Annotated in this window: 24 protein-coding genes; 11 read left to right on the top strand and 13 right to left on the bottom strand. The window is 71.3% G+C overall.

Features of this window, described 5'->3' with window-relative positions; translation table 11 throughout:
- Positions 1-146: 146 nt before the first annotated feature.
- Positions 147-383: a hypothetical protein gene (locus tag ACTOWY_RS22650; RefSeq protein WP_441311660.1), complete on the top strand. Its 237-nt coding sequence runs from the start codon at positions 147-149 to the stop codon at positions 381-383.
- A gap of 18 nt (positions 384-401) precedes the next feature.
- Here the strand turns inward: ACTOWY_RS22650 and ACTOWY_RS22645 are convergent, their stop codons facing one another.
- A complete protein-coding gene (locus ACTOWY_RS22645) occupies positions 402-785 on the bottom strand; it encodes a RidA family protein (RefSeq protein WP_441311659.1) in 384 nt (127 codons plus the stop codon).
- A 433-nt stretch (positions 786-1,218) separates the two neighbouring features.
- On the opposite strand from ACTOWY_RS22645, the gene ACTOWY_RS22640 reads away from it, so the two are divergent.
- Positions 1,219-2,205: an AraC family transcriptional regulator gene (locus ACTOWY_RS22640; protein WP_441311658.1), complete on the top strand. Its 987-nt coding sequence runs from the start codon at positions 1,219-1,221 to the stop codon at positions 2,203-2,205.
- A gap of 15 nt (positions 2,206-2,220) precedes the next feature.
- On the opposite strand, the gene ACTOWY_RS22635 is transcribed toward ACTOWY_RS22640, so the two are convergent.
- Positions 2,221-2,892 (bottom strand): DUF3153 domain-containing protein, encoded by a 672-nt coding sequence (locus ACTOWY_RS22635; protein ID WP_441311657.1) that lies wholly within the window; start codon positions 2,890-2,892, stop codon positions 2,221-2,223.
- A 94-nt stretch (positions 2,893-2,986) separates the two neighbouring features.
- Here ACTOWY_RS22635 and ACTOWY_RS22630 point away from each other — a divergent pair, with 94 nt between their 5' ends.
- A complete protein-coding gene (locus tag ACTOWY_RS22630) occupies positions 2,987-4,672 on the top strand; it encodes a DUF885 domain-containing protein (RefSeq protein ID WP_441311656.1) in 1,686 nt (561 codons plus the stop codon).
- Between the two features lie 893 nt (positions 4,673-5,565).
- Here the strand turns inward: ACTOWY_RS22630 and ACTOWY_RS22625 are convergent.
- Positions 5,566-6,135 carry a GNAT family N-acetyltransferase gene (locus ACTOWY_RS22625; RefSeq protein ID WP_441311655.1) on the bottom strand — a complete coding sequence of 190 codons (570 nt, stop codon included), beginning with the start codon at positions 6,133-6,135 and terminating at the stop codon, positions 5,566-5,568.
- A gap of 229 nt (positions 6,136-6,364) precedes the next feature.
- Here ACTOWY_RS22625 and ACTOWY_RS22620 point away from each other — a divergent pair, with 229 nt between their 5' ends.
- The 4 genes from ACTOWY_RS22620 to ACTOWY_RS22605 all read left to right on the top strand — a co-directional run bounded on the left by ACTOWY_RS22620 (position 6,365) and on the right by ACTOWY_RS22605 (position 10,175).
- Positions 6,365-6,808 carry an SAV_6107 family HEPN domain-containing protein gene (locus ACTOWY_RS22620; RefSeq protein WP_247758819.1) on the top strand — a complete coding sequence of 148 codons (444 nt, stop codon included), beginning with the start codon at positions 6,365-6,367 and terminating at the stop codon, positions 6,806-6,808.
- The gene (locus ACTOWY_RS22615; protein WP_441311654.1) at positions 6,805-7,575 is read left to right on the top strand and encodes a maleylpyruvate isomerase N-terminal domain-containing protein; all 771 of its coding nucleotides are present in this window, start codon (positions 6,805-6,807) and stop codon (positions 7,573-7,575) included. The genes ACTOWY_RS22620 and ACTOWY_RS22615 overlap by 4 nt, the downstream gene beginning before the upstream one ends.
- 94 nt (positions 7,576-7,669) lie before the next feature.
- Positions 7,670-8,419 (top strand): MerR family transcriptional regulator, encoded by a 750-nt coding sequence (locus ACTOWY_RS22610; protein ID WP_441311653.1) that lies wholly within the window; start codon positions 7,670-7,672, stop codon positions 8,417-8,419.
- Positions 8,420-8,645: 226 nt separating this feature from the next.
- Positions 8,646-10,175 carry a TROVE domain-containing protein gene (locus ACTOWY_RS22605; protein ID WP_441311652.1) on the top strand — a complete coding sequence of 510 codons (1,530 nt, stop codon included), beginning with the start codon at positions 8,646-8,648 and terminating at the stop codon, positions 10,173-10,175.
- Positions 10,176-10,224: 49 nt separating this feature from the next.
- Here ACTOWY_RS22605 and ACTOWY_RS22600 read toward each other — a convergent pair whose 3' ends face one another.
- The 4 genes from ACTOWY_RS22600 to ACTOWY_RS22585 form a co-directional block, all read right to left on the bottom strand.
- Complete coding sequence (locus ACTOWY_RS22600; RefSeq protein WP_441311651.1) at positions 10,225-11,850, bottom strand: FAD-dependent monooxygenase; 1,626 nt, start codon at positions 11,848-11,850, stop codon at positions 10,225-10,227.
- A gap of 54 nt (positions 11,851-11,904) precedes the next feature.
- Positions 11,905-12,519 (bottom strand): TetR/AcrR family transcriptional regulator, encoded by a 615-nt coding sequence (locus ACTOWY_RS22595; RefSeq protein WP_441311650.1) that lies wholly within the window; start codon positions 12,517-12,519, stop codon positions 11,905-11,907.
- A gap of 55 nt (positions 12,520-12,574) precedes the next feature.
- The gene (locus ACTOWY_RS22590) at positions 12,575-13,717 is read right to left on the bottom strand and encodes a response regulator transcription factor (RefSeq protein WP_441311649.1); all 1,143 of its coding nucleotides are present in this window, start codon (positions 13,715-13,717) and stop codon (positions 12,575-12,577) included.
- A gap of 165 nt (positions 13,718-13,882) precedes the next feature.
- The gene (locus tag ACTOWY_RS22585; RefSeq protein ID WP_441311648.1) at positions 13,883-14,083 is read right to left on the bottom strand and encodes a hypothetical protein; all 201 of its coding nucleotides are present in this window, start codon (positions 14,081-14,083) and stop codon (positions 13,883-13,885) included.
- A 196-nt stretch (positions 14,084-14,279) separates the two neighbouring features.
- Between ACTOWY_RS22585 and ACTOWY_RS22580 the strand changes: the two genes are divergently transcribed.
- Entirely contained in the window at positions 14,280-14,933 is a 654-nt protein-coding gene (locus ACTOWY_RS22580) for a GntR family transcriptional regulator (RefSeq protein WP_441311647.1), read from the top strand.
- The gene (locus ACTOWY_RS22575) at positions 14,930-15,937 is read left to right on the top strand and encodes a 1-aminocyclopropane-1-carboxylate deaminase (protein WP_441311646.1); all 1,008 of its coding nucleotides are present in this window, start codon (positions 14,930-14,932) and stop codon (positions 15,935-15,937) included. Before ACTOWY_RS22580 ends, ACTOWY_RS22575 begins: the two co-directional genes overlap by 4 nt.
- 25 nt (positions 15,938-15,962) lie before the next feature.
- On the opposite strand, the gene ACTOWY_RS22570 is transcribed toward ACTOWY_RS22575, so the two are convergent.
- The gene (locus ACTOWY_RS22570; protein WP_441311645.1) at positions 15,963-16,676 is read right to left on the bottom strand and encodes a TetR/AcrR family transcriptional regulator; all 714 of its coding nucleotides are present in this window, start codon (positions 16,674-16,676) and stop codon (positions 15,963-15,965) included.
- Positions 16,677-16,778: 102 nt separating this feature from the next.
- Here ACTOWY_RS22570 and ACTOWY_RS22565 point away from each other — a divergent pair, with 102 nt between their 5' ends.
- Complete coding sequence (locus ACTOWY_RS22565) at positions 16,779-18,167, top strand: serine hydrolase domain-containing protein (protein ID WP_441311644.1); 1,389 nt, start codon at positions 16,779-16,781, stop codon at positions 18,165-18,167.
- A gap of 107 nt (positions 18,168-18,274) precedes the next feature.
- On the opposite strand, the gene ACTOWY_RS22560 is transcribed toward ACTOWY_RS22565, so the two are convergent.
- The 5 genes from ACTOWY_RS22560 to ACTOWY_RS22540 all read right to left on the bottom strand — a co-directional run bounded on the left by ACTOWY_RS22560 (position 18,275) and on the right by ACTOWY_RS22540 (position 26,170).
- A complete protein-coding gene (locus ACTOWY_RS22560; RefSeq protein WP_441311643.1) occupies positions 18,275-18,790 on the bottom strand; it encodes a hypothetical protein in 516 nt (171 codons plus the stop codon).
- 17 nt (positions 18,791-18,807) lie between these two features.
- Entirely contained in the window at positions 18,808-19,758 is a 951-nt protein-coding gene (locus ACTOWY_RS22555) for an endonuclease/exonuclease/phosphatase family protein (RefSeq protein ID WP_441311642.1), read from the bottom strand.
- Between the two features lie 66 nt (positions 19,759-19,824).
- Positions 19,825-24,408: an ATP-dependent helicase gene (locus ACTOWY_RS22550; RefSeq protein WP_441311641.1), complete on the bottom strand. Its 4,584-nt coding sequence runs from the start codon at positions 24,406-24,408 to the stop codon at positions 19,825-19,827.
- 90 nt (positions 24,409-24,498) lie between these two features.
- On the bottom strand, positions 24,499-24,816 hold the full coding sequence (locus ACTOWY_RS22545) for a hypothetical protein (protein WP_441311640.1): 318 nt from the start codon (positions 24,814-24,816) through the stop codon (positions 24,499-24,501).
- Positions 24,817-25,342: 526 nt separating this feature from the next.
- Positions 25,343-26,170, bottom strand: coding sequence for a class I SAM-dependent methyltransferase (locus ACTOWY_RS22540; RefSeq protein ID WP_441311639.1), 828 nt, complete (start codon positions 26,168-26,170; stop codon positions 25,343-25,345).
- Between the two features lie 64 nt (positions 26,171-26,234).
- Between ACTOWY_RS22540 and ACTOWY_RS22535 the strand changes: the two genes are divergently transcribed.
- Positions 26,235-26,801 carry a helix-turn-helix domain-containing protein gene (locus ACTOWY_RS22535; RefSeq protein WP_441311638.1) on the top strand — a complete coding sequence of 189 codons (567 nt, stop codon included), beginning with the start codon at positions 26,235-26,237 and terminating at the stop codon, positions 26,799-26,801.
- Positions 26,802-26,860: the final 59 nt, after the last annotated feature.

Raw genomic sequence — 26,860 nt, 5'->3', positions numbered from 1 at the left:
CCGCACGGACCGTAGGGCCGACTGGTCCACTCAGGTGCAGCCGTTCGTCGCATCCGGTCTCCTTGTGATGAACGGATACGGTGAATGCCGTTGCGCCACATGACTTTCGCTATGGTCAACACACCCGGCGAAAGGTGGTGCCCCCGTTGTCGATCCACCACCCGAGCGCGCCGCCGACCGCACCGGAGATCCAGCCGCTGTTGTCAGACCAGGCGCAGCTGACCATCGTGCTGGTGGTCTGGGTCGCGGTGGCGGTGATCCTGGCGGTGGTGGTGGCGCGCTCCTGCTGGCGGCGCAAGCGGGCGGACCGGCGCTCGCGGGCCGATGACGCGGGCCCGTTCATCCGGTTGATGCCACCGGAACCGGACACCAAGGCCAGCTGAGTCACCCAGGCCCGCTGCTCAGTCCAGCCGGGCGTCGACCTCGATCTCGATCCGCGCCCGTGGGTCCAGCAACCCGCCCACCAGCATGGTGGCGGCCGGCCGGGCCTGGCCAAAAGCCTTGCGCAGCAACGGCCAGCACGGCTCGAAGTCGGCGCGGTCGGGCAGCAGATAGCGGACCCGGACCACCTGCTCGAAGGTGCAGCCCGCCTCGCCCAGCGCGTGCTCGATGTTGCGCAGGCACTGCTCGGTTTGCCCGAGGACGTCCTCGGCGATGGTCATGGTGGCGTAGTCGAAGCCGGTGGTGCCGGAGACGTAGACGTGGTCGCCGACCACGACGGCCCGCGAATAGCCGACCTGCGCCTCGAAGGTCGAGCCGCTGGAGATCATCCGTCGTTCGCTCATGGGAGCGAGGCTAGGGCCTGCGCGGAGGAGGCACTAAGGGGTTTCCGGGGGCCCCGGACGGTCGTGCAGGCGCCAGGCGTGGCGTTGCCTGGCGCCTGGTCACGCCGACCGGGGCGCGGGGCGGCGACCCTGGCCGCGGGCGTCGGCCCACCGGGTCGCTGGCGCAGTGGCCCGGCGTGGGATCCGGGTTCCTGGCCGTCGGGCGCCGAGGACCACCTGCAGGTCCCCGACCGGCCTGGCCGTCCGGATCTGTGTCGCCGCCATGGTTGTCGCCTTCCGGTCGCGACGCGCACACCCCCAGTGGCCCGCGTCGTGCAGCGAAGGTATTCCGGGCGCCGCGGCGGGTAAATCCACTTCGCGACAGGATGGGTGCCGCATTCCGGACAACCAGCGCCAGGGCTGGGACGTCCTCGTTAGGGCACGGGGAGTCAGCATGATCTTGTTCGAGGGCCGGGATGTCGATGAGGTGCACGAGGTGGTCAGCAACCACTTCGCGCCGCATCGGCTCCGGGTGGTGGCGAACCAGCCCCTGGCGGGGCGGTTCACGGCGGTGCACGTCGGTGCGGTGTCGGTGTTCGAGCTGGGCTATGGCGCCGATGTCGAGGTGCGGCCGGGGGAGATGCCCGACATCTACAACGTGCACGTGCCGCTGAGCGGGCACGGGGAGTTGCGGGTGGACAACCTGGCGGTGGGCACCGAGAGCAGTGTGGTCGGTCCGGGGCAACGGTTGCGGATGCGCTGGAGCGGGGACAGCAACACGCTGATCCTGCGCTTCGCCCGTGCCGCCATCGACGAGGCGCTGGCCACCCGGCTCGGCGACCTGCCAGCCACGCCGACCCGGTTCGACCCGGAGATCCGGGCCGCGGCCCAGTCCTGGCTGGTGGCCATGCGCGCCTTCGCCGACAACGCCGCGGCCGGGCTGTTCGCCCGGTCCCCGCTGGCCGCGGCGCACTTCGAGCAGATGCTGGTGCACGGCCTGCTGGACACCCAGCCGCACACCCTGAGCGAGGTGCTGGCCGAACCGGGCCGTCCCGAGTTGCCGCAGGTGCTGCGCCGGGCGATGGCCTACTGCGAGGAGCACGCGGCCGAGCCGATCACCCCGGCGGACATGGCGGTGGCCGCCAGAGTCGGCGTGCGTTCGCTGCAGCGCGCCTTCCGCAGCCACCTGGACACCACGCCGCTGGCCTACCTGTACCGGATCCGGCTGGACCGGGCGCACCAGGACCTGCTGACCATTGCCGAGGGCCGGGCCATCGGGTCGGTGACCGAGGTGGCGCTGCGCTGGGGATTCACCCACCTCGGCCGGTTCTCCGCGCAGTACCGCCAAGTCTACGGGCACCCGCCGGTGCGCACCCTGCGGCCGGCGGATCGGTTGGCGGACAACGTCAGCGAGTTCCCGCGGTCGGCCGCGGCGGGCTGAGGCGGCGCCGGGTGGTCAGCCCACCGGGTCGAGCCGGGCCACGTAGCGCCGGTGCGCGACGAAGGCCAGCACGTACACCAGCAGCGCCACCCCGCCGGAACCGCCCGCGACCACCATCGCCCAGTACTGCCAGGACTCGGTGCGCTGGTCGGCGTAGGAGACCGTGGCGGCCAGCTCGGTGATCTCCCCGGCCCTGGGGGACCAGGCGATGCCGTTGGCGACGTGCCTGCCGTTGGTGCTGGCGATCCGGCCGGGGAAGTTGATCCGCAGCTGCACGTCGGTGCGGTCGGGGGCCAGCGAGGTGAGGTCGACCGAGCCGGACAGCGTGACCAGTCCGCCGGAGCGGCGCAGCTGCAGCCGGTAGTTGGTGGACATCAGGTCGGTGGCCGAGGAGAGCAGGCGCAGCTCCTCGAAGGTCAGCCCGTTGAAGAACAGCTGCGAGCCGGAGTAGCCCTCCCGGCTGTGCGGCAGCACCCGCACCCGGCTGGCCAGCTCGGCTGGCACCTTGAGCTGGGGGCCCAGGTCGCCGTCGCGGGCGGGCAGGGTGAGCAGCACCAGTTCCCCGGAGACCCGGTCGTCCTCGGTGACCGCCATGGTCAGCGAGGCGCGCACGCAGCCGGAGAGGAACAGCACGCACAGCAGCCCGAGCAACGGCAGGGCGACCAGTCGCGGGCGGGACAGGGGCACCGCGCCATCCTGCCAGCCGTTCGGGTGAGCTGTCCTTGCCCGCGCACAAGAACTCGAAAGCGTCCGCCCGGACCCGCCCGGTAGCGTCCGCTGCATGTCCGCGACCGAAGGCGTCCACCAGATCAGCGAGCGGTATGTGCGAGACCTCGCCGCGCTCGACCCGAACACCGCCACCTACCTCGGTGTCCCTGGTCATGACGACAAGCTCACCGACTATTCGCCGGATGGCCATGGCGCCCGCGCCGAGCTGGCCCGCACCGCCCTGCGCGACCTGCGCGCCGCCACCGCCGCGGACGCCGACGAGCAGGCCGCCAAGGACGTGTTCCTGGAGCGGGTCGGGCTGACCGTGGAACGGCACGAGGCCGGCCTGGACGTCAGCGAGCTGAACGTCATCGCCAGTCCCGTGCACGAGCTGCGGCAGACCTTCGACCTGATGCCCAGCGACACCGCGGCGGACTGGGCGGTGATCTCCACCCGGCTCGGCGGCATGCCGGTCGCGCTGGAGCAGGTGCGCGCCGCGCTGAGCCACTCCGCCGCGCACGGCCGCACCTCCGCGCTGCGCCAGGTCCGCCGGGTGGCCGAACAGTGCGAGACCTGGGCGGGCCGCCGCGGCGGGGAGTCCTTCTTCAGCACCATGGTCGCAGCCGCCGAACAGGTGCCGGGCGTCTCCGCGGCGCTGACCGGCGAACTGCGTGCGCACGCCGAGTCCGCCTCGGCCGCCTACGCCGACTTCGGCCGCTTCCTGCGCGAGGAACTGGCCCCCAGCGCGCCGGAGAAGGACGCCGTCGGCCTGGAGGTCTACCAGCTCTCCTCCCGGTTCTTCACCGGCGCGGAGCTGGATCTGCAGGAGGCGTATGACTGGGGCTGGGAGGAGTTCTCCCGGATCGAGGCGGAGATGAAGCAGGTGGCAGGCCGGATCCGTCCCGGCGCCACCCTCGCCGAGGCCGCCGCGGCACTGGACGCCGACCCGCGTTACCGGGTGCACGGCCAGGACGCCTTCCAGCGCTGGATGCAGGAGCTGTCCGACCGGGCGCTGACCGAGCTGCGCGGCGTGCACTTCGAGATCCCGGACCGGCTGATGAAGCTGGAATGCCGGATCGCCCCGCCCGGCGGCACCGTGGGCGCCTACTACACCGGCCCCACCGACGATTTCTCCCGCCCCGGCCGCATGTGGTGGTCGGTCCCCGCGGACAAGGAGGAGTTCTCCACCTGGCGCGAGGTCTCCACCGTCTACCACGAGGGCGTGCCCGGCCATCACCTGCAGATCGCCACCGCGGTGGCCGAGGCCGAGCGCCTCAACCGCTTCCAGCGCCTGCTCTGCTGGGTCTCCGGCCACGGCGAGGGCTGGGCCCTCTACGCCGAACGCCTGATGCGCGAACTCGGCTACCTCGACGACGACGGCAACCTGCTGGGCATGCTCGACGCCCACCTGTTCCGCGCCGCCCGGGTGATCGTCGACATCGGCATGCACCTGGAACTCCCCATCCCCGCGGGCTCCGGCTTCCACCCCGGCGAACGCTGGACCCCGGAACTGGGCCTGGAATTCCTGCTCACCAGAACCATCACCGACGCCACCCACGTCCGCGACGAGATCGACCGCTACCTGGGCTGGCCCGGCCAGGCCCCCAGCTACAAACTCGGCGAACGCCTCTGGCTCCAAGCCCGCGACGAGGCAAAGCAACGCGAAGGCGCCGACTTCGACCTCAAACGCTTCCACGAACGAGCCCTCAAAATGGGCGCCATGGGCCTAGACCTCCTCCGCACCCGCCTGGGCGCCTAACCCCCACAACGGCCAACACTCGAACCGCACCGAGTGTTGGCCGTTGTCGTACGCCGAGTTGGCCGTTATGGACGCCGAGTTGGCCGTTATGGACGTCGAGTTGGCCGTTGTGGACGTCGAGTTGGCCGTTGTTGTACGGCACGTTGGCCGTTGTTGTACGCCATAGGCCGCTGCGAGCGGGCGAAGCCCGAAACCGGTGGCGGGGCTGGCTTTTCGAAAACCCAATCCGAGCGGTTCCCCATCCCCGTCAGCCTGGAGAGGACACACCGCATCTCACCGAGTGGCCCCTGCAACACAAACCGCCGCCGACACCACCCAACGTGACGGGGGCCGCTCGGTGAGATGTGGTTTGGTATCGGAGGGCTGACGGGGATGGGGAACCGCACACGAGCACTGGTTCTTGTTCTTCGTTCTTCCCCCCATCCTTTGATTTCTGCCCGTCCGGCGAGGACGCCTGTAGCTCTTGATCTTCGCCTTTGACTGTCAACCCGAAGATCAAAAAGGGATGGCCTCGCCGGCCGGGCAGACCACCGGAGGGGTGGGGCAGATCAAGAGCCGGGTCCGGCGGGTTGCGGGGCGGGTTTGGGCTGCCGGGACCTGATCCAGCGTGGCTCCGAGGGCTCGCGTGTTCTCCGTACGGCCTTGCGCCAGCTAACCACACCCCGATGAGCGGCCCCCGTCGCGTTGGGTTGGCCGGGCGGCGGTTTGTGTTGCAGGGGCCGCTCATCGGGGTGTGGTCTGCATGCTCCAGGCCGTACGGAGAACACGCGAGGGCCCTCGTCGTGGGGGTTTCACCCCCTGCCCCGTCCCGTAACGGCCAACGTGGCGTACGACAACGGCCAACTCGGCGTCCATAACGGCCAACTCGCCGTACGACAACGGCCAACACGCCGTCAGAGTGGCAATGTGCGCCCCAGAACGGCGAACGGCCGGGGGTCACCCGTGAACGTGTAATGCCGCAACACGTCCTGAAACCCCAGCCGCCGATACAACTTCCAAGCCCGCGAAGGTCCCTCCGGCGTCGACAACAACACCGTCCCGGAGCCGGTCCGGGTCATCAGCCCCCGCAACAACTGCTCGCCCAGCCCCTTGCCCTGTGCATCCGGCCGCACATGCAACTCGGTCAGCTCGAAGTAATCGCCCATCCACTGGTGCACCTGCTCCGGCGGCGCCACCGCGGTCAGCCCCCGCCGGACCTGCTCATGCCACCACTGCCCGCTGGCACCCCGGTAGCCGTAGCCGATCCCGGCCAGCGTGCCCTGCTCGTCGAAGGCGCCCACGCATCGCCAGCCCACCCGGACCATGTGCGCCAGCCACATCGGGGCCCGCTGCTGCACGGTGCTCGGCGGGTATCGCATCGCCGCCACGTACAGCGCCAGGGCCTCACCCAGGCGCAGGCGGAGGTCGTCGGCGGTCAGCTCGACGACGGTCTCGCTGATGCCGGGATGCTCTGCTGCGCTCACCGTCCCATCAGACCATGACCGCCAGCCCTCGCGGTGTTCCGCCCCACGTCGAGATGGGTTGAGCATTGTCGGTACCCCAGGCTAGGGTGGAGTCGTTCGAACGCATGTTCGAGAGATCGTGTGTTCGGACCAGCCGGGCGGCGGGGTGGGGGAAGCACCTCGCCGCCCGGCGCCGCCGGCTTCCCCTCGGCGGAGTCGTCCTTTGTGGTGACGTTCTGAGGAGGCCGTGATGTCTGTCCCCGTCCACTTCCCGATCCAGCGGCGCAACTCTCCCGAGCTGCCCTACCGGCCGCGCACGGGTCCGGTGGCCGCGGCCGGTCTGCTCGCCCAGGCCCAGCGTGGCCTGGACACAGCGCGCAGGGAACCGCAGCCCGCTGAGCGCTACGCCGTGGCGCACCTGGCCGCACTGCGTGCCGCCGCCTCGGTGCTGGCCATCCGGGCGCGTCCCCGCCCCGGCAAGAACCGTCCGACCAGCGTCTGGGTGTTACTCGCCGCCGCAGCCCCTGAGCTGCGGGAATGGGCTGCCTTCTACGCCTCGGGCGCCCATCGCCGGGCGCAGGTGCAGGCCGGGATCACCCGGCTGGTCACCCAGCGCGACGCCGATGACCTGCTCCGGCAGACCGAGGACTTCCTCGTGCTCGCCGAGCGGGTCCTGCACGAGGCAGACAGGTGAGCGGGCAGGCACTCATCGACCCGGCGCGGTTACTCGACGTCCTGGAGAACGAGGGCGAACTGCTCGCCGTCTGCGCGGCCGAGGCGGACCTGACCAGTACCGTGCCCGCCTGGCCGCGGCGCACCCTCGGCGAGGCGGTCCGCGCGGCCGCGCTCGGCTACCGGCTGGCGCTGAGCTGGCTGCGCACCGGGGCGCCGCCACTGCTCACCAGCGAGGAGGACGAACCGGAGGACCCACTGCCCGAGCAGGTGCGCGCCGGACTGCGTGCCCTGGTCGGCGAACTGGCCGGGCACGATCCGTACGCGCCCTGCCCGACCTGGTGGCCAGCCGATTCCAGCTATGGGTTCTGGCGACGGCGGATGGCGCACGAGAGCACGCTGCACCGGGTGGACGCCCAGTCCGCCGCGGGCAGTCCGCTGCTGGAGATCGCGCCCGAGTTCGCCGTGGACGGGGTGGACGAGGCCCTGCAGCTCTGGCTGGGTTACCGGCTCGGGCGGCTGGGCATCACCGGCCCGCAACGCGGCACGGTCGGCCTGCGCTGCGGCGGCCACGCCTGGCTGGTGCACACCGGACCCGAGGGCACGGTGGCCGAGCGCGTCTCGGCCACCGAGGCCGCGGGCGCGGACGGCCTGGTCACCGGCGAGCCCATGTCGGTCTACCTGTGGCTGTGGGGCCGCGTCCCGGACCGCACGGTCACCCTGGCCGGCAGCCGGGACGCCACCGCCCAGCTCTGGGCGCTGCTCCGGCTCGCCACCACGGCCGGGTGAACCGGGTCACCTTCTTCCGTCTTCGCGGTTGACCTTGACGCTGCGTCAACTTCTACCGTTGCTCTCACCGAACGACGACGAGAGGTGAGCGGCGATGGAGTGGTCGATCCAGGACATCGCCCGCTCGGCGGGCACGACCAGCCGCACGCTGCGCCACTACGGCGAGCTGGGGCTGCTGCCGCCCAGCCGGGTGGGGAGCAACGGTTACCGGTACTACGACCAGGACTCCCTCGTGCGCCTGCAACGCATCCTGCTGTTGCGGGAACTCGGCCTGAGCCTCCCGATGATCACCGAGGTGCTCGACGGGCAGCGGGACACCGCCGCCGCGTTGCGCACCCACCTCGAACTGCTGGAGCAACAGCGCAGGCGGATCGGGCGGCAGATCGAGTCGGTGCGGACCACGTTGCGGAAGACGGAAGAAGGTGAAGAACTGATGGCTGCCGAGGTTTTCGACGGCTTCGACCACACGAAGTACGAGCAGGAAGTGACTCAGCGCTGGGGCAAGGAGACCTACCAGCGCGGTGACCGATGGTGGCGCGGACTCGGCGCGGACGGCCGCCAGGCCCACCTGGACGAGCAGATCGCGATCGGCACCGCGCTGGCCCAGGCCGCCGCGGCGGGCCAGGATCCGGGCGTGGCCGAAGTCCAGGCCATCGTGGCCCGGCACTACGACTGGGTGGTCGCCGGCTGGCAGGGCAGGCGACCCACCGCGGAGCAGTTCCGCGGGCTCGGCGAGATGTACGTCCAGGACGAGCGGTTCACCGTGAACTACGAGAAATTCGGCGCGGGCGTGGCCGAGTTCATCCGGGACGCGATGGCCGTCTACGCCGACCGTCTGCGATAAATCGGTTGGGGCGCTTGAGCGTTCCGGCTAGTGTTCTCTCTGTGCCCGGTGCGCAGGCAACGGTTACTTCCACTCGTAACGGCGGTGTCGCGGGTTCGAATCCCGCCCAGGTTTCGGCCTGGTAGCTCAGCTTGGTAGAGCACGTGTACCGTCGCCGACTTGGATCTCGGGCACACCTAAACTTCTTTTTTCGTTAGCCCACAAGGAAATCCCCGGGGGGTGTTCCATGAGCAAGTTCAACCTGCTGGCGCGGCTGCGTCCGCGCACGCACCAGGGCGGTATCGCCTACAAGCGGGACACCCGCACCGAGCTTTTCCTGTTGGCCATCAGCAACCTGGTCGGCGAGAACTCGTTCTACGAGCAGGCCCAGGACCGCGACAACCGTTACGCCGCACTGGTTCGCGCCGCCACCCTGGCAGATCCGGAGTGGACGGCGCGGCTGCTGGCCTGGCTGCGCACCTCGGCGAACCTGCGGTCCGCGGCACTGGTGGGCGCGGCCGAGTTCGCCAAGACCCGCCTGGACAACGGCCTGCCCGGCCAGTCCCGGCAGGTGATCGACTCGGTGCTGCGGCGCGCGGACGAACCCGGCGAACTGCTGGGCTACTGGACCGCGCGGCACGGCCGGGCGATCCCGAAGCCGGTCAAGCGCGGGATCGCGGACGCGGTGCGGCGGCTCTACGACGAGCGTTCCGCGCTCAAGTGGGACTCGGCCGGCCGGGACTACCGGTTCGCCGACGTGCTGGAGCTGACCCACCCGGCGCCGCTGGACGAACGCCAGGGCCTGCTGTTCCGTCGGCTCATCGACGAGCGGCACGGCCGCGCGGGCGAGCCGCTCGGACTGCCGGTGCTGCAGGCCCGCCAGGCCCTGACCGCGTTGCCGGTCGAGGCCAGGCGCGCCAAGCTGGCCACCGATCCGGCCCAGGCCATCGCCGACCTCCGCGAGGCAGGCATGACCTGGGAGGCGCTGGCCGGCTGGTTGCAGGGTCCGCTGGACGCGGCGGCCTGGTCCGCGGTGATCCCGTCCATGGGCTACATGGCGTTGCTGCGCAACCTGCGCAACTTCGACCAGGCCGGGATCAGCGACCAGGACGCGGCCCGGATCGGCGCGAAGCTGGCCGATCCGGCGCAGGTGGCCAGGTCCAAGCAGCTCCCGCTACGCTTCCTCTCCGCCTACCGGGCGGCCGGGGAACGCTGGTCGGGCGTGCTGGACACGGCGCTGGGGCATTCGCTGGCCGCGGTGCCACGGCTGTCCGGCCGCACCCTGGTGCTGATCGACACCTCCTACTCGATGACCGACTCGTTCTCCCGCGACGGCACGCTGAAGCGGTGGGACGCGGCGGTGGTCTTCGGCCTGGCCCTGGCGGCCAGGGCGGCGCGTCCCACGGTGGTGTCCTATTCGGACGAGAGCCGGGTTTTCCCGGTCCGCCCGGACGAGCCGGTGCTGCGCGGCGTGCGGCGCTGGCAGCAGGAGGGCTACTTCCTCGGTCAGGGCACCGACACGGTCAGCGCGCTGCGGAAGCACTTCCGCGGGCACGACCGGGTGGTGCTGCTCACCGACGAACAGCACGGCCAGGGCGACGTCACCAGCGCCGTCCCGGCCCAGGTTCCGCTCTACACCTGGAACCTGGCCGGTTACGCCACCGGCCACACCCCGGTGAGCCAGCCCTACCGGCACACCTTCGGCGGCCTGTCCGACCGCTCGTTCGACCTGCTGACCCTGGTGGAACGCGGCGAACGCGGGGACTGGCCGTTCTAGACCCGGTGGACCGAGCGATCACGGGGATCGCTCGGTCCACTGTGGACGGTCATCGCATCGGCTTGCCGAACCAGGTGGCCAGCGCCCGGCGCAGCGACTCCGCCGCGCCGGGCGTGTCCGCGTCGCCTGCCCAGGCCACGTAGCCGTCCGGCCGCACCAGCACGACCTCGACTTCCCCAAGCCCGGCCCCGGTGCCTGCCGCTGAGCGCACCCCGGCTGAGGCGCCCAGTGCGGTCGGCTCGGCATCTTCGCTCTGCCGAGTCGGCTCCACGTCCTCCGCCAGCTTCGCCGGCACCACGTCCACCCAGCCCTCGGCCACGGCGACCAGTTCCGGCGCGTCCGCCAGTGTCAGCAACAGCGGCCGGGCCGCGCGCATCAACTCGGCCACCCTGGTGGGCCCGTGCTCGGTGCGCAGGGACACATCCGGCAGCCAGCGGCCGACCAGCGGATGCGGATCCTCGACACCCATGTCGTAGCGGATGTCCGCGCCCGCCATGAGATCCACGATCCGCCTGGTCACGTTCTGCTCGGTCAGCAACTCCTCGAACAGGGCGCGCACCGCGGTCACATTCGGCCCCGGCGAGACCAGCGCGGTCTGCGCCCTGGTGTGCATGATCACCCGCTCGCCGACCGGGAACCGTTCCCGCTCATAGGAATCCAGGAGTTCCTCGCCACAACGCCCGGTGACCACGGCGGCCAGTTTCCAGCCCAGGTTCAGCGCGTCCTGCATGCCCAGGTTCAGCCCCGGCCCGCCCATCCCGGAGTGCACGTGCGCGGAATCGCCGACCAGCAGCACCCGGCCCTCGCGGTAGCGGTCGGCCTGCCGGGAGTTGATGCCCGCGGTGGTGTGGCCAGGTTCCTCCATGCCTTCCAGCGCGCGCATGGGGATATCGGTGCCGAGCACCCGGCCCGCCGCCGCGCGCAGTCCGGCGATCCCGGTCTCCGCCGCGTCCCGGTGCCATTCCATGATGAACACCCGGTACTGGCCGGGCTGGAACATGCCGTAGGCGAACAATCCGCGTTCGGTGCGCCGGAAACTGGCCGGGTACAGCCTGCCGATGCCCGGCACCTCCAGCTCACCGGAGTCGGCGACCGCCACCGGCTGCTCGATGGCCACGCTGCCCAGCCACGCTGTGAAACTGTCGTCGGTGACGCCAGGAAACCCGATGCCGCAACGCTTCCGGATCGTGCTGCGGCCACCGTCGGCACCGACCAGGTAGCGGGTGCGGATCTCCTGTTCGCCTTCCGGCGTGCGCACGGTCAGGGTGACGCCGTCCGCGTCCTGGACGAGGTCGGTCACCTCGTGCTCGCGCCGGATCTCGATGCCGAGTTCCTGAGCGCGTTCGGTGAGCAGGGCCTCCATCCTCGCCTGGGGCACCATCATGGTGCGCAGTGGATGATCGTCCATTGTGGACAAATCAAGTAACATCGCGCCGAACTGGAAGAACGGCGTGCGTGGTGCGGGGCCGGGCGTGCCGCTGAATCGTTCGTACAACCCGCGATAATCGAGTGCCTCGATGACCCGGCCGACCAGTCCGTTGGCCTTGGGTTCCAACGAGGGTTCGGCCAGTCGTTCCAGCAGTACCGGCCGCACGCCGGCCAGGGCCAGTTCGCAGGCCAGCAGCAACCCGTTGGGGCCGCCGCCTGCGATGACCACGTCGTGCTGTTCTGCCACGGTGTCCTCCCTTGCTCTTGCCAGCTGGACAAGGGCACGGGGGGAGGAAAGTCGTTAGGGCGCGGGGAGTCCGGCGGAGACCTGGGCCAGCGCGTCGGCGATCAGCGGGATCACCGGTCGCGGCGGGTCGGAGTGCATCCAGATCTCGGTGGCCACCCCGATCGCTGAACTGACCGCGCTCGCCACCAGCCGCGGGTACAGGTCGTGCCCGAGGTCGGTGCCGGTGCGCTCGGCGATGGCCAGCGCGAACTCGTGATCGGCCTGCGCGCTGGCCTTGAGGAACTCCCCGGTGAGACTGGGGTCCGCGGTCATCAACCGCACCCCGGCCTGCCATACCGGGTCCGGCGGTTTCTGTTCCAGCTCCCGGAAATGCCCGAGCACCGACTCGGTCAGCGCAGCCCACAACGGCTGCCCGGCCGGGCACTCCCGGAAGCGGACCGCGATCTGCCGTGCCCGCTCCAGGTGCCGGGAGGCGATTGCCTCCGCCTTGCTACCGAAGTAGTTGTTGAACGTCCGCGCGGATACCCCGGCCTCCGCCGCGATGTCCTCGACCAGCACGTTCTCCAGTCCGCGCTCGACCGCGAGCTTGATCGCGGCCCAGCTCAGCGCGTCCCGGGTGGCTGCCTTCTTACGCTCCCGCAGCCCGGGTTCCGGCTTCGCGCTGTCCATGGGGAAACCGTAGCGAGGAACATGCGGGGCGCGCAAGTTTTCGGGTCACGCAGTTTTAGTCCGCGTCGTCCAGCTGCCGCAGCAGGCCGGCCGCGTGCCCGTACCCGGCGCTCGGCCTGATCTCGGCCGAGGTCCTGGTCCGGGCCTGCGGCCGGTAGAGGTAGCCGACGCCCCTGGCCGAGACGATGCAGGCGCTGCCCAGCGCGGTGGTGTCCAGCTTCGAGCGCAACCGGGACACCGCGAACTTGACCCTGGTCGTCGCGCCCGGGCCGCCAGGATCCTCCCAGGCGTGCCCGACCAGCTTGTCCAGCGGTTGCACCGCGCCCGCGTTGCGCGTCAACAGTTCGAGCAGCCGGAACTCGATCGGGGTCAGGGGTAGCTGGACGCCGTCCACGTGCACCTCGCGCCGCAGTGAGTCCAGTCGCAGCAGCCCGTCGTCGTAGACCTCGGCGGCCCACTGCCGCGCGGACTCGCGCTGGAGCAGGCGGGTGATCCGGGCGAGCAGTTCGCCGACCGCGAACGGCTTGACCAGGTAGTCGTCGGCGCCGCTGGTCAGGCCCACGATGCGGTCGTTGATCCCGTTGCGCGCGGTGACCACGATGACCGGCACATCGCTGACCCCCCGAAGCTGACGCAGCAGCCGGAAGCCGTCCATGTCCGGCAGGCCGAGGTCGAGCAGGACCAGGTCGGGCCGCCGCCCATAGGCCGCGCGCAGCCCGTCCAGCCCGGTGCGCTCGGTGGTGACCCGGAAGCCCCGGCTGTCGAGTCTGTGCCGCAGTGCCTCGGACACCCGCTCGTCGTCCTCGATCAGCAGAATGCGCGCCGAGGAAGGAGCCGGGGTCTGGGGCGCTTCGGCCGAGGCCGGGTCCGGTCCGGTCAGCCGGGTGACCTCGACCGCGGTGGCAGGCACTCCCTGGTTGATCAGGAACAGCAGCGTGACCTCATGGCAGCGGCCGCACACCCGGAACCGGCGCTCGTGCACGGCCAGCTCGAATTCCGCCTCTCGTGGGCAGGAATGCCCGGCGAGCCCGGTCGAGCAGCGCCGCGCCTGCTCCTGCGCCTCGGCCTTCCGCAGGCGTTCCCTGGCCCGGCGCGCGGCGGAGCGGCAGGTGTCCGAGCAGAACCGCCGCGGCCGGCCCGACTCGGGTGCGGGCGGCAGCGGCTTGGCGCACTCCGCGCACTCCGCCGCCTCGGTCATCACACCCCCTCCCTCCAGCACATCATGATCCGGCCGCGCACGAAACCCGTTCCGTGCCGGGTCCCAAGGTGCGATCCGGTTGGCATCGCTTGGCAATCGAGCGTGTTCGTTGTTTCCTGGAGGGGGAACCCGGCCGCCGAGAGACGGCCGGGCCCACCCCGGGTGTCAGGACCGCCTGTGCTCGCCAGCCTCAACGGTCATCTCACCCAGCACGATGAGCGCCCTTGTCGTCAGGACAAGGGCCTCGTCATTTCTCAGGGCCGCCACCGCCTCCAGTAACTGGAGCACGGTGCGCAGTCCTCGCCACCACCACAGGTCCGGCTCGGTGTCCCGAGCCGAGCCGTCCGGTTCCGGCGTACGCCCCATCAACTACCTCCTCCCGGCCGCGGCCGCGGCCCTCGCGAGCTGTCGCGACCCGCCCGCGCTGACGGTGCCGCCGGAGGAGTGGGCCGAACCGCGCGCTCCCCGCCACCCGTGGTGACAAGTCCACGGTGGCGGGGTTGGGGAACCGGATCCAGCTCGGGCAATGAACGTAGCCAGGCCCGCGTGCTACGGTGCCGGTATGCAATATATTAGTCGGGTGGACCGGTCGCTGTTGCGGGACCGCGCGCTGACCGCCATCCGCCGGGCCATCGTGGTCGGCGACCTGCCGCCCGGCTCGCCGGTCCGCGACGTCGACCTGGCCGAACGCCTTGGCCTGTCCCGAACCCCGGTGCGTGAGGCGCTGGCGCGGCTGACCGACGAGGGCCTGATCGAGAGCAAACCGCACTCCTACACCCGGGTCACCGCGGTGGATCCGGTGGTGGTGCGGGACGCGCAGGTGGTGGTGCAGGCCATGCAGGCGGTGGCCACCCGGCTGGCGGTGCCGCGCTTCGGCCCGGCCGAGCTGTCCGCGATGCGCGCGGCCAACGAGCGTTTCACCGCCGCGCTGGCCGCCGGTGATCCACTGGGTGCGCTGACCGCGGATGAGGAGTTCCACGCGGTCGCGGTCAGCACCTGCGGAAACGTCGCGGTGGCCGCCACTATCGAGCGGTACCTGCCGGTACTGCAACGGGTGGTGCTGCTGCGGTTCGACTCGCTCGCCGGGCGCGATTCGGTGCGCATGCACGAGCAGATCATCCGCGCCTGCGCCGCCGCCGAGGCCGGCCGGGCCGCCGAGCTGGTCGAGGCCAACTGGGCCGCCCTGAACACCCACGACGACGGGAGCAGCACGTGAGTCTGGCGAATTTCCCCCGCTATCCGCTGTTGTTCGGCCCGTCTCCGGTGCATGAGCTGACCCGCCTCACCCGGCACCTGGGCGGCGCCCGGATCTGGGCCAAGCGCGAGGACTGCAACTCCGGCCTGGCCTACGGCGGCAACAAGATCCGCAAGCTGGAGTACCTGGTGGTGGACGCCCTTGCGCAGGGCTGCGACACCCTGGTCTCCATCGGCGGCGTGCAGTCCAACCACACCCGCCAGGTGGCCGCGGTCGCCGCGGTGACCGGGATGCGCGCGGTCCTGGTCCAGGAGGACTGGGTCGAGCACGACACCCCCGGTTACGCCCAGGTGGGCAACCTGCAGCTGAGCCGGTTGCTGGGCGCGGACATCCGCCGTTCCAAGGCGGGCTTCGACATCGGCATGCGCCCCAGCTGGGAACAGGCCCTGGCCGAGGTCCGCGCCGCCGGCGGCACCCCGTACGCCATCCCGGCAGGCGCCAGCGACCACCGCCTTGGCGGCCTCGGCTTCGCCCGCTGGGCCCAGGAAGTGGTGAACCAGGAACGAGAACTGGGCATTTTCTTCGACACCATCGTGGTCTGCTCGGTCACCGGCTCCACCCACGCCGGCATGATCGCCGGCTTCGCCGCCGCCGGCGGCCCGCCGCGCCGGGTGATCGGCATCGACGCCTCCGCCACCCCCGAGGCCACCCGCGACCAGGTCCGCCGCATCGCCGAGGGCACCGCGTCCTTGCTGGGCACGGAAATCCCGGCGGACGCCCTGATCCTGGACGAGCGCTACCACGCGGGCGTCTACGGCCTCCCGGACGAACAAACCCTGGCGGCGATGCGGGTGGCGGCCCGGATCGAGGGCATGATCACCGACCCGGTGTACGAGGGCAAGTCCATGGCCGGCCTGCTGGACCTGGTGTCCCGCAAGGAGATCGCCCCGGATTCGACGGTGTTGTACGCGCACCTGGGCGGGCAGCCCGCGCTCAACGCGTACCCGGAGCTGTTCGCCAGCTGACCGCGACCTCGCCTGGCCGCCGGTCCTAGCCCAGCCGGGTGGCCAGCCCGTCCAGGACCCGCCGCAGGCCGTAGTCGAAGCGGTTCTCCCGCGGCTGGTCCTGGCTCCGGTACAGCGCGGTCAGTTCGGCCAGCCGCGGATACGGCGCCATCGCCCGCTCCGCGGTCTCCCGCAACCCCTCCGCCCACTCCGCCTCGTCCTGCCCGCTGCGCGCCAGCGTGGTCAGCCAGGCCGCCTCGCTGGTGCTGATGCCGATCACGTACGCGGCCACCACGCTCAGCGCCTGGTCCGCCTCTGGCAGGTCGAAACCGGCGGCCAGGTACACCGCGAGCATCCGGTCGTTGAGCCGCATCACGTTGGGGCCCAGGTAGGACAGCCCCACCTGGCCCAGCACCGAGGCCAGCCACGGGTGCCGCAGGATCACCGCGCGCATGCTGTGCGCGCAGGCCGTGGCTCCCGCCCGCCAGTCCAGGTCCGGGTCCGGGATCTCGATCTCGCCGTAGACCTCGTCCACCACGAGTTCGATCAGCTCGTCCTTGTTGGCCACGTGCCGGTACAGCGAGGTCGCGCCGGCGCCCAGTCGTGCGCCCAGGTTGCGCATGCTCAGGGTGTCCAGGCCGTCGGCGTCGAGCAGCCGGACCGCCTCGGCCACGATCTGCGCCCGGCTCAGCGCCGGTTGCTCGCGGGTGCGCCGCGGACGGGTCCACACCGACAGGTTCGGCTTCTGCTCTGCGGCCATGCCCCAAGGCTAGCGCACAACGTACGCAGTTGCGTCTCTGCTCGCACTGTGCGTACAGTGTGCGCAACAACGGAACATCGTTCGCAACCTGGGGAGAATCCGATGACCTTCGATCTCGCGCACTGGCAGACCCGTCTCGACCAGCTCCGCGCCGACCACCAGGTGCCGGGCGCGACCCTGGCCGTGCTGGTGGACGGCCGGATCCACGAACTGGCCAGCGGCGTCCTGCATCGCGGCACCGGCGTCACCGCCACCACCGACTCGCTGTTCCAGCTCGGCTCGGTCGCCAAGGTCTACACCGCGACCCTGGTCATGCGGCTGGTCGAGGCGGGCAAGCTGGACCTGGACGCCCGGGTGATCGACGTGCTGCCCGGGTTCACCGTCGCCGACCCGGCGGCGGCCGGCATGGTCACCGTCCGCCAGCTGCTCAACCACACCAGCGGCCTCAGCGGCGACTTCAGCCTGGACACCGGCCGCGGCGACGACGCCCTGGCCCGCTACGTCGCCGCCTGCGCCGACCTCGGCCAGGACTTCCCGCCCGGCGCCGCCTTCGCCTACAGCAGCAGCGGCTACAACGTGCTCGGCCGGATCATCGAGGTCCTCACCGGCCTGACCTGGGACGAAGCCCTGCGCACCCTGCTGCTGGAACCGCTGGGCCTGACCCACTCGGTGACCCTGCCCGAACAGGCCCTGCGCTTCCGCACCGCCATCGGCCACGAAGGCCCCCAGGGCGAAGCGCCCACCCCGGTCCCGGTCTGGAACCTGATGACCCGCAACGCAGGCCCCTACGGCGGCGCCCTGTGCAGTAGTGCCGCCGACCTGGTCCGCTTCGCCCAGCTGCACCTCAACGACGGCCGCACCGCTGACGGCACCCGCCTGCTATCCACCGGCACGGTCACCGCCATGCAGAACCGCGAGGTCGAGGTCCCCGACAAGTGGACCGTCAGCTCCGACGCCTGGGGCCTGGGCTGGACCCTCTACGACTGGGACGGCACCCCCGGCTACGGCCATGACGGCGCGGGCACCGGCCAGTTCGCCTACCTGCGCGTCATCCCCGGCACCCGGGTAGCGGTGGCCCTGCTGACCAACGGCGGCGACGCCCGGATCCTGTACGCGAACCTGTTCCGCGAGCTGCTGGCCGAGATCGCCGCCGTGCGGATGCCCGCGCCGTTCGGTCCGCCCGCGCGGCCGCTGGTGGTGGATGTGGCGCGGTTCGCGGGGACGTATCGGCGGGAGGGTGTGGAGATCACGGTCACCGCGCGGGATGGGGTGGCGCGGCTGGTGTACCGGTTTGTGGGTGGGATGGCGGTGTATTCGGATGCGCTGGAGATGGAGTTGACGGCGGTGTCGGAGTCAGCGGGGGTGACGGTGTTCGCGGGACCGGGAACCGGGACGTTCAGCGGGGATTGGATGCCGGTGGTGTTCAGCCGGCTGCCGGATGGGACCGGGTGTGTGTACGTGGGGGCGCGGGCGACGCCGAAGATCGCCTGATCGGGTGGCTTGGGGCGGCCGAGCCCCGAGCCCGCGGCTGTCCGGCCCGGCTGTCCGGCCCGGCGGGCGGCGGTGGGCCGGGCGGCGGTGGGTGAGCGGTGCGGGGCTTAGCCGGTGGGCTGGACGTTCTGCCGGGCCTCGGTCGCGGAGGTCGGCGCCGGGAAGGTCAGTGGGCTGGTGTCGGGGCAGGCCGTGGGGTGCGCGCCGCCCTCGGGGCGGCCCGGTTTGCCGAACTCCAGGGTGAAGCAGCGGCGGGCGGTGGCTTCCGGGGGGCCGGAGCGGCGGTCGCCGGTCATCCAGTTGCTGCGCCAGCCCTCGCCGGTGACCCGGACCAGCAGGGAGACGCCGCCAACGGCCCGGTCCACGCCCTCGGTGCGCAGGACCTGCACGCCTGGTTGTTCGACGGCCAGGCGGGCGTGCTCGGTGACGCCGGACAGGCGCATCCGGGCCAGCTGGTCACCGAGGGCGGTGGCGCGGCGGGTGGCATCGGCTTCGGCGTTCTCGTGGGCACCGGTGCCGTCGAACAGGCCGGTGAACAGCCACACCGGTACCGCCAACAGTGCCGCGGCCACCGCGAAGATCGCCAGCCCCCCGGCGACCGAGTTGGTCGTGCGTATCCCCATGGGGAAATTTTGGCGGGTCAGGAGGTGAAGCGGAAGGTGCTCACCACCGCAGCGTGATCGGAAGTCCACTCGTTGTCGCGGTGGTTGGGCACTGGCTTCGGGGTGCCGACCACGACCGTGCGGGAGTCCAGCACCCGCAGCGGCCCCTTGACGTGGATGAAGTCGATCCGGTCCTGGGGCTCTGCCTTTGCCGCCTGGTCGTTCCAGGGGTAGACCGGGGACCAGGTGTTGCCAGGGTCGCTGGCCGGGTCGGGGTGGGCGGCGCGGTAGGAATCGGTCAGCCCGGCCTTGGCGACCTCCCGGGTGGTGGGCCAGTCCAGCGCGTAACCGCAGTGCGACTTCCGGGTGGCCCGGGTCCAGTCCAGGTGCGACGGCGAGTTGAAGTCACCGGCCAGGATCACCGGGGTGCGCCCGGACTCGGCCAGCTCCTCGCGCAGCTCGGCCAGGATGTCGCGGATCTCCTGGGGACGCTGGGATTCCTCCTCTCGACGCAGAATCTGCTCGTTGGTCATGCCGGCGTGGCACGCGTCGTACGGGCCGTACGGCGTGTAGTTCAGGTGCGCCGACCAGACCACCGCCTCCCGGCCATCGGGCAGCCGGATCCGGATCCCGGCGCCGCTGAGCGTTTTTCCGGCGGCGTTGACCGGCGCGTACTCGGCGACGATCGGGTGCCGGCTGATCAGGCCGAGGCTGTAGCTCGCCTGGTAGTGGTGCCAGCCGAGTTCGGCCGCAAGCTCCTTGGCCGCGACACTGTAGGTCTCTTGCATTGCCACGACGTCCACGGCCTGCTCCCGAAGAAAGCGGACCTGCTTGGCGCGGTAGTCATTGACCTTGGTGCCGCCGTACCAGAGGTTGGCCGACATGACCTTCAGCTGTTCCGGCGCGGTCTGCTTCGCCGCCGCGGGCACCGCGGTGGCCAGGGTCAGACCGGCACAGGTCAGCAGGGCGAGAAGTCGAGTGAGTCGCACCCGGGTACGGTGTCAGTCGAAGGTGGACGGCAGGCAGCCGCCGATCGACGGGCGGGTTTCAGATTTTCAGGCTCGTAGGCGCAGTCCCTTCGGTGTGGCACGGAAACCGGCCTCGCGGAGCACGTCGGCCAGGTGCGAGGTGAGCGCGGCCTCGCCGTCGGCGCGCTGCACCGCGAGCTGCCCGAGCCAGCCGTCGTGCACCGCCTGGGCCAGCGCGGACGCGCCCGCCCGCAACGCGCCGTCCTCCTCGGTGAAGGACAGCAACGACCGGCCGCCGCGCTCGACGTAGAGCGTGGGCACCCCGTCCACCAGCACCGCGAGCGCGCCCGCCTTGCGGCCGGGCCGGTGTTTGGTGTCGCCGAGCGCCGCGGGCCAGGCCAGCGCCGCGCCGTAGGGCTGGGCCGGGTCGGCGGCGGCCAGTACCACCGCCCTGGGCTGCTCGGGTAAGGGCTCCGCGCCGCGGGAGTTGGCGCGTAACTGGTCCACCGCGCCACGCACCGCGAACTGGGCCGCGCCCAGCCCTTCCACCACGTACCCGCGGACCACCTGCCCGGACTCCTCCATGGCCCGCAACACCCGGTACACCCCGCTGAATCCGCCGGTCACCCGCTCGGTGTCCAGCGCGCCCCTGGTGAGCACCCCGTGTCGTTCCAGGAACGCCTCGGCCCGCGCGTGCGCCCGCCGGGTCGGGTCGAGCGCCCTGGGCGGCACCAGGGTCCACCGCCCGCCAGCGGTGGGCGGCCCGCTGCGGCTGGGCATGGCCGGGCGGGCCGCACGCAGCCGGGCGTACCGGCCGCGGGGCGCGCTCGCCCGGGGTTTGTGTGTGGCGCCGCGACCGGAGACCAGGGCGCGCAACGGTGTCAGCGTGTCGTTGCTGACCAGTCCGGCCCACACCAGTTCCCACAACCCGGCCAGCACCGCCTGGTCGCCGGGGGCCGGTTCCGCCTGGGACAGCAGGATTTCCCCGGCCCGATCGGCGAGCTGCCGGAAGAACAGCGCACCACCGTCCAAAGTGGACAGCAGGGCGGTGTGCAGTGGCGTGGCGGGCGGATCGTCCTCGGGATCGGGCAGCAGCAGGTCGGCGACCTCGGTCGGCGCCAGCACAACCCAGCCGTCGCCACCGGCCAGTGCGCCACTGCCGGTCCAGGTGACCTCGCCGCTGGCGGTGAGCTGGTCGAGCAGCGCGGGGGAGTAGCCGGGCAGCCGGGCGGGCAGGAGCAGCGACTCCAGCGCGCTGGCGGGCAGTGGCGCGCCCGCGAGCTGTTCCACCACGGCCAGCACATCGTCCTCGGTGGGCGCGAACCGCATCCGCCGGGAGACGCCGTGCCAGGACGGCAGGAACCGGCCAAGGGCCGCGGGTTCCACCGGTTCGACCTCGGCGCGCAGCCGCGCCAGGCTGGCCCGGCGCAGGCGGCGCAGCACCTCGGCGTCGCAGTACTCCAGCCCACCTGCCGGCACGTGCGCCTCGGGCAAGGGGCGCAGCTCACCCTTGACCAGGCGGCCCAGTCCGGTCTGGCGTTCCAGCACCGCGGTGACCACGGCGACGCCGAGGCCGAAGCGGGTGGCCGCGTCGCCAGCGGTGAACGGGCCACGGGTGCGGGCGTACCGGGACAGCAGGTCACCGACTGGGTCGGGCACCGGTTCGGTGAACACCTCGGGCACGCCCACCGGCAGAGCCGCGCCCAGCGCGTCCCGGACCCGGCCGGCGTCCTCGATGGCCAGCCAGCGCTGCTCCCCGGCGATGCGCACCTGGATGGCCCGGCGGGTCGCGGCCAGTTCCGCGAGCCAGTCCGGCTGCACACCGCGGGCGGCGGCCTCCTCGGTGGACAGGTCGCCGATGAAGCGCAGCAGATCGGCCGCGCCCTCCAGGTTCCGTACCAGGCGATCCGGGCTGAGGCGTTGCAGTTGCCGCTCGATCTCGGCGAGCACCTCGGGGTCGAGCAGTTCGCGGATCGCCTCCGCGCCGAGCAGTTCGGCGAGCAGGGTGCTGTCCAGGGACAGCGCGGCCGCGCGTCGTTCGGCCAGCGGCGCGTCGGTCTCGTAGAGGAACATGCCGACATAGCCGAACAGCAGGCTGCGCGCGAACGGCGAGGGCGACGGGGTCTCGACCTCGACCACCTTGACCTTGCGGGCGCGCACCTCGGTCATGAGCGTGCGCAGCCCCGGCAGGTCGTAGACGTCCTGGACGCACTCGCGCATGGCCTCCAGCACCACCGGGAACTGCTCGTAGCGCGCGGCCACGGCCAGCAACTGGGCGGACCGCTGGCGCTGCTGCCACAGCGGCACCCGCCGGGCCGGATCGCGACGGGGCAGCAGCAAGGACCGGGCGGCGCATTCCCGGAACCGGGCGGCGAACAACGCGGAGGAGCCCAGCTCGGCGACCACGACCTGCTCGACCTCCTCCGGGTCGAGCAGCACGTCCTCGGCGGTGGGCAGCACCTCGCCGCCGTCGCTGTCCCAGGCGTCCGGCAGCCGCAGCACGATGCCGTCGTCGGAGTGCGCGACCTGCGCCTCCAGCCCACGCCGCTCGCGCAGCCGGGCGGCCACCGCCAGCGCCCACGGCCCGTTGACCCTGGCGCCGAACGGCGAGTGCACCACCAGCCGCCAGTCGCCAAGCTCGTCCCGGAACCGCTCGACCACGATGGACCGGTCACTGGGCACGTGCCGGGTGGCGGCCCGCTGTTCGGCGAGGTAGCTCAGCAGGTTGTCCGCTGCCCACTCGTCCAGCCCGGCCGCGCGCACCCGCGCCCTGGCCGCTGGTTCGTCCATTGTGGACACTTCGCGGACGAACCTGCCCAGCGCCCGGCCGAGTTCGAGTGGACGGCCGGGGGAATCGCCCTTCCAGAACGGCATCCGCGCGGGCTGGCCGGGCGCCGGGGTGACGATCACCCGATCGTGGGTGATGTCCTCGACCCGCCAGGCGGAGGTGCCGAGCAGGAAGGTGTCGCCGACCCTGGACTCGTAGACCATCTCCTCATCCAGTTCCCCGACCCGCGAGCCCGCGCCCTCGGCGCCGGCCGGGGTCATGACGGTGAACAGGCCGCGGTCGGGGATGGTGCCGCCGGAGGTGACCGCGAGCCGTTGCGCGCCGGGGCGGCCGCGCAGTTCACCGGTGATCCGGTCCCAGGTGATCCGGGCGCGCAGTTCGCCGAAGTCCTCACTGGGGTAGCGCCCGGCGAGCATGTCCAGCACCGCGTTCAGCGCCGAGTCGGGCAGTGCGGCGAACGGCGCGGCCCGGCGGACCAGCGCGGCCACCTCGGTGACGGTCTTGGGTTCGAGGGCGACCATGGCCACGATGTGCTGGGCCAGCACATCCAGCGGATTACGCGGGTAGCGGACGGCCTCGATGGCGCCTTCCGTCATGCGTTCGGCCACCACCGCGCAGGCCACCAGATCACCGCGGAACTTGGGGAACACCACACCCTTGGACACCGCGCCGACCTGATGCCCGGCCCGGCCGACCCGTTGCAGCCCGGCTGCCACCGACGGTGGCGCCTCGACCTGGACCACCAGGTCGACCGCGCCCATGTCGATGCCCAGCTCCAGCGAGGAGGTGGCCACCGCACAGGGCAGCACCCCGGATTTCAGTTCTTCCTCGACCAGGGTGCGCTGTTCCCGGGACATGGAGCCGTGGTGCGCCCGCGCGATCACCGGGTGCGCGCCGGTGCTCAGCCCGGACTGGCCGATCGCCTCGGCCGGGAAGTGGTCGAGATCGATCCGGTCGTCGGGTTCGGTGGCGAGTTCGTTGAGGCGGGCGGTCAGGCGTTCGGCCAGTCGGCGTGAGTTGGCGAAGACGATCGTGGACCGGTGTGCGCGGACCAGCCGCAGCACCCGCTCCTCCACCGCGGGCCAGATCGAGGTGCGTTTCTCCGCCCCCGCGGCCGATCCGCTGACCTCGCCGGTCGGCTCGCCGAGGGTGGACATGTCCTCGACCGGCACCTCCACCCTGACCTCGATCGTCTTGGGTGTCTTGGGCTGCACCACCTCGACCGGGCGGCCACCGGCGAGGAACGCGCTAACCTCCTCGATCGGCCGCACCGTCGCGGACAGCCCGATCCGCTGCGCGGGCGCGCCGAGGAGTTCGTCCAGGCGTTCCAGAGACAACGCGAGGTGCGCCCCGCGTTTGCCGCCCGCCATCGCGTGCACCTCGTCCACGATCACCGTGTGCACCCCACGCAGGGAGTCCCTGGCCGCCGAGGTGAGCAGCAGGAACAGCGATTCGGGCGTGGTGACCAGCACGTCCGGCGGCTTCCGGCCGAAGGCGCGGCGTTCCTCGGCCGGGGTGTCGCCGGTGCGCATGCCGACGGTGATCGCCGGTTCGGGCAGGTCAAGCCGGTGGCTGGCCTGGCGGATGCCCGCGAGTGGCCCGCGCAGGTTGCGCTCGACGTCCACGGCCAGCGCCTTCAGCGGGGAGATGTAGAGGACACGGCAGCGGCCGCGGGCGTCCTCGGGAGGTGGTTCGGTGGCCAGCCGGTCCAGCGCCCACAGGAAGGCGGCGAGGGTCTTGCCGGACCCGGTGGGCGCCACGACCAGGGCATGCCGGCCCGCGGCAATGGCGAGCCAGGCACCCAGCTGAGCCGCGGTGGGCTCGGCGAAGGCGCCCCGGAACCAGTCCCTGGTGGCGGGGGAGAACATCGGCAGGTCGGCCATGGCACCCATCCTCACCCCGCACCCCGACATTCGGCCTAATCGGTTATCCACAGGGCCGGGGCCGGGCGGAGTTATCCACAGGGCGGCGGACTACAGGTTGCGCACCAGGCCCACGGCATCCGAGAGTGAGATGCCCGGGAATTCCCGGCGCACCGCCCGGACCGCGACGATCTCGGAGTCGTCGCGGAGCAGGCGGATGTGGCTGAGATCGTGGGTTTCGCGGATTCGGGCCGCGGAGTGGAACTGGTCGCGGAACTGCTGTTCGCGCCGGGATTTTTCCCGGTTCGAGCCGTAGATGGCCACGACCAGGCCGAGCAGGGCGACACCGATGGCAAGGGTGCTGTTGTCGGTGAGCACCAGGACGAGGGTGATCACTGCCGTGATCGCGCTCAGGATCGTCCACATCACCTGGGCAGCATATGGCCTGGCACGGTCGATGGCTGGCCGGTTGAGGACTGGTGTGGGCGCTCTGGTTGAGCTGAGTGCGCTGGTGGCCGGGATGTCCGGGCATCGGTTGGGCGGGTGGTGTGGAGACTGCGACGGCGGCTCGGGCCGCGTGGTCCTCGCCGCCGGCCTGGCGGTTGCCGGAGTGCTCGGCGCGAGCTGACGAGCGCGGTGTTGTCGGGGCGCCGGTGGTCGTCGGCGTGACTGGTGGTTGTTGACGTGGCCGGAGGCTCGCGGTACGTCGAGGGCCGTTGGGATGTCGAGTGGTTGTCGGCGTGGTGTGAGCCTCGCGGAGCCCTGGTGACTGCTGGAGTGTCAGGCGGTTGCTGGTGTGGCGGTGGGTTGCCGGTGTGTTTGGCAGCCGCCGGAGTGGCTGGTGACTGCCGGGACGTCCGGCGGTTGCCGGAGTGCGCGGGGTGTCCCGTGCGCCCCGGCTCGCCGCTGGGCTGGACGTACCTGACCGGCTGAGGCCTGGGCGGTGTGGTGCCGGCTAGGGCTTGGTGCCGTAGTGGACGGTTTTGGCGGACAGGAAGAACAGGTCCTGTCGTTGGTCGACGCCTGCTGGGTCCTTGGGGTCGAGCAGGCGGTCCAGGGTGGCCAGGTCGTCGGGGGCGAGGTCCTCGGCGAAGCCGTGGCGCTGGCGTTCCAGGGTCCGGCGGATGGATTGGCGGTGTGGTTCTGACAATGGAGAGGGGTGGTCGATCAGGAAGGTCTTGCTGCGGACTTCGGTGAGGCCCGTGTTGGCGAGGAGGGTTTTCCAGTCCTCGACCACGGGGACCGTGCCGGGCAGGTCCGCGCGCATCCGGTTGAAGCGGTCGGTTGTCGCCGCGTCCAGTCGGGTGGCCAGGCCAGGGCGGCCGAAGCCCAGGTCGCGTGGCAGACAGCGGGTTGGCAGGCCGCCTTCGACGATGGCCAGCACACCGCCCGGGTTGAGCAACGCGGTCAGGAGGTGGAGCGCGTCCTGCTGGTCGCCGACGTGGTGCACGACCTGGCCGGACCACACGAGGTCGGCGTGGTCCAGGTCGGCGAGGCCTGCCGGGAACTCGGCTACCTGGGTGCGCAGGGTGACGCCGAGGCGCTTGGCGCGCAGTTCGGCGCGGTCCAGCAGTTCGGGGCTGCCGTCGACGGCGGTGACCTCGGCCGGTGGGAAGGCCGCGGCGAGCTGGCAGGCGGCCACGCCCGGACCGCTGCCGATGTCCAGGATGCGCTGCGGAGTCAGGTGGCTCAGTTCGGCCAGTGCCTGCTCGACGTACGGGAAGTTGGTCTCGGCCTCGCGTTCGAGCAGGTCGGCCATTGCGGCCCAGTCGATGTCGGTCATGACCCGACCATGCACCCAGGCGAGGAATATTGACAAACTTCTTTGCTGTTTCTGCAATATGAGTATGGATGAGGTGCTCGCCGAGGTCGGACCTCGGCTGAAACGGATCCGCCAGCAGCGCAACTGCACGCTGGTCGCGTTGTCGGAGACCACCGGCATCTCGGTGAGCACGCTGTCCCGGCTGGAGTCGGGTCAGCGCAAACCGAGCCTGGAGCTGTTGCTGCCGATCGCGCATGCGCACCAGGTGCCGCTGGACGAGCTGGTCGGGGCGCCACCGGTGGGGGACCCACGGGTGCGGCTCAAGCCGGTCCGGCACGGTGACTCGGTGGTGGTGCCGCTGACCCAGCAGCCGGGCGGGTTGCAGGCGTACAAGATGGTCATCGGGACCACCAAGAACAGGCCGGACCCGCGCACGCACGAGGGCTACGAGTGGCTGTACGTGCTCGCCGGGAAGCTCCGGCTGGTGCTGGCCGACCACGACGTGATCCTCAAGGTCGGTGAGGCCGCCGAGTTCGACACCCGGTTGCCGCACTGGTTCGGCAGCACCGGTGACGCCCCGGTGGAGATCCTCAGCCTGTTCGGTCCGCAGGGGGAGCGGATGCACGTCCGGGCGAAGCCGCGCGGGGACTAGCGACAATCAATCGCCCTCAATTAGGGGATCCGCCCGCGTTGCTCCGTTCGGACATGGCA

Source organism: Crossiella sp. CA198, from assembly GCF_052078295.1.
Lineage (GTDB): Bacteria > Actinomycetota > Actinomycetes > Mycobacteriales > Pseudonocardiaceae > Crossiella.
The sequence above is the reverse complement of the archived record's forward strand: the minus strand, read 5'-3'. Positions and strand labels throughout refer to the sequence as shown.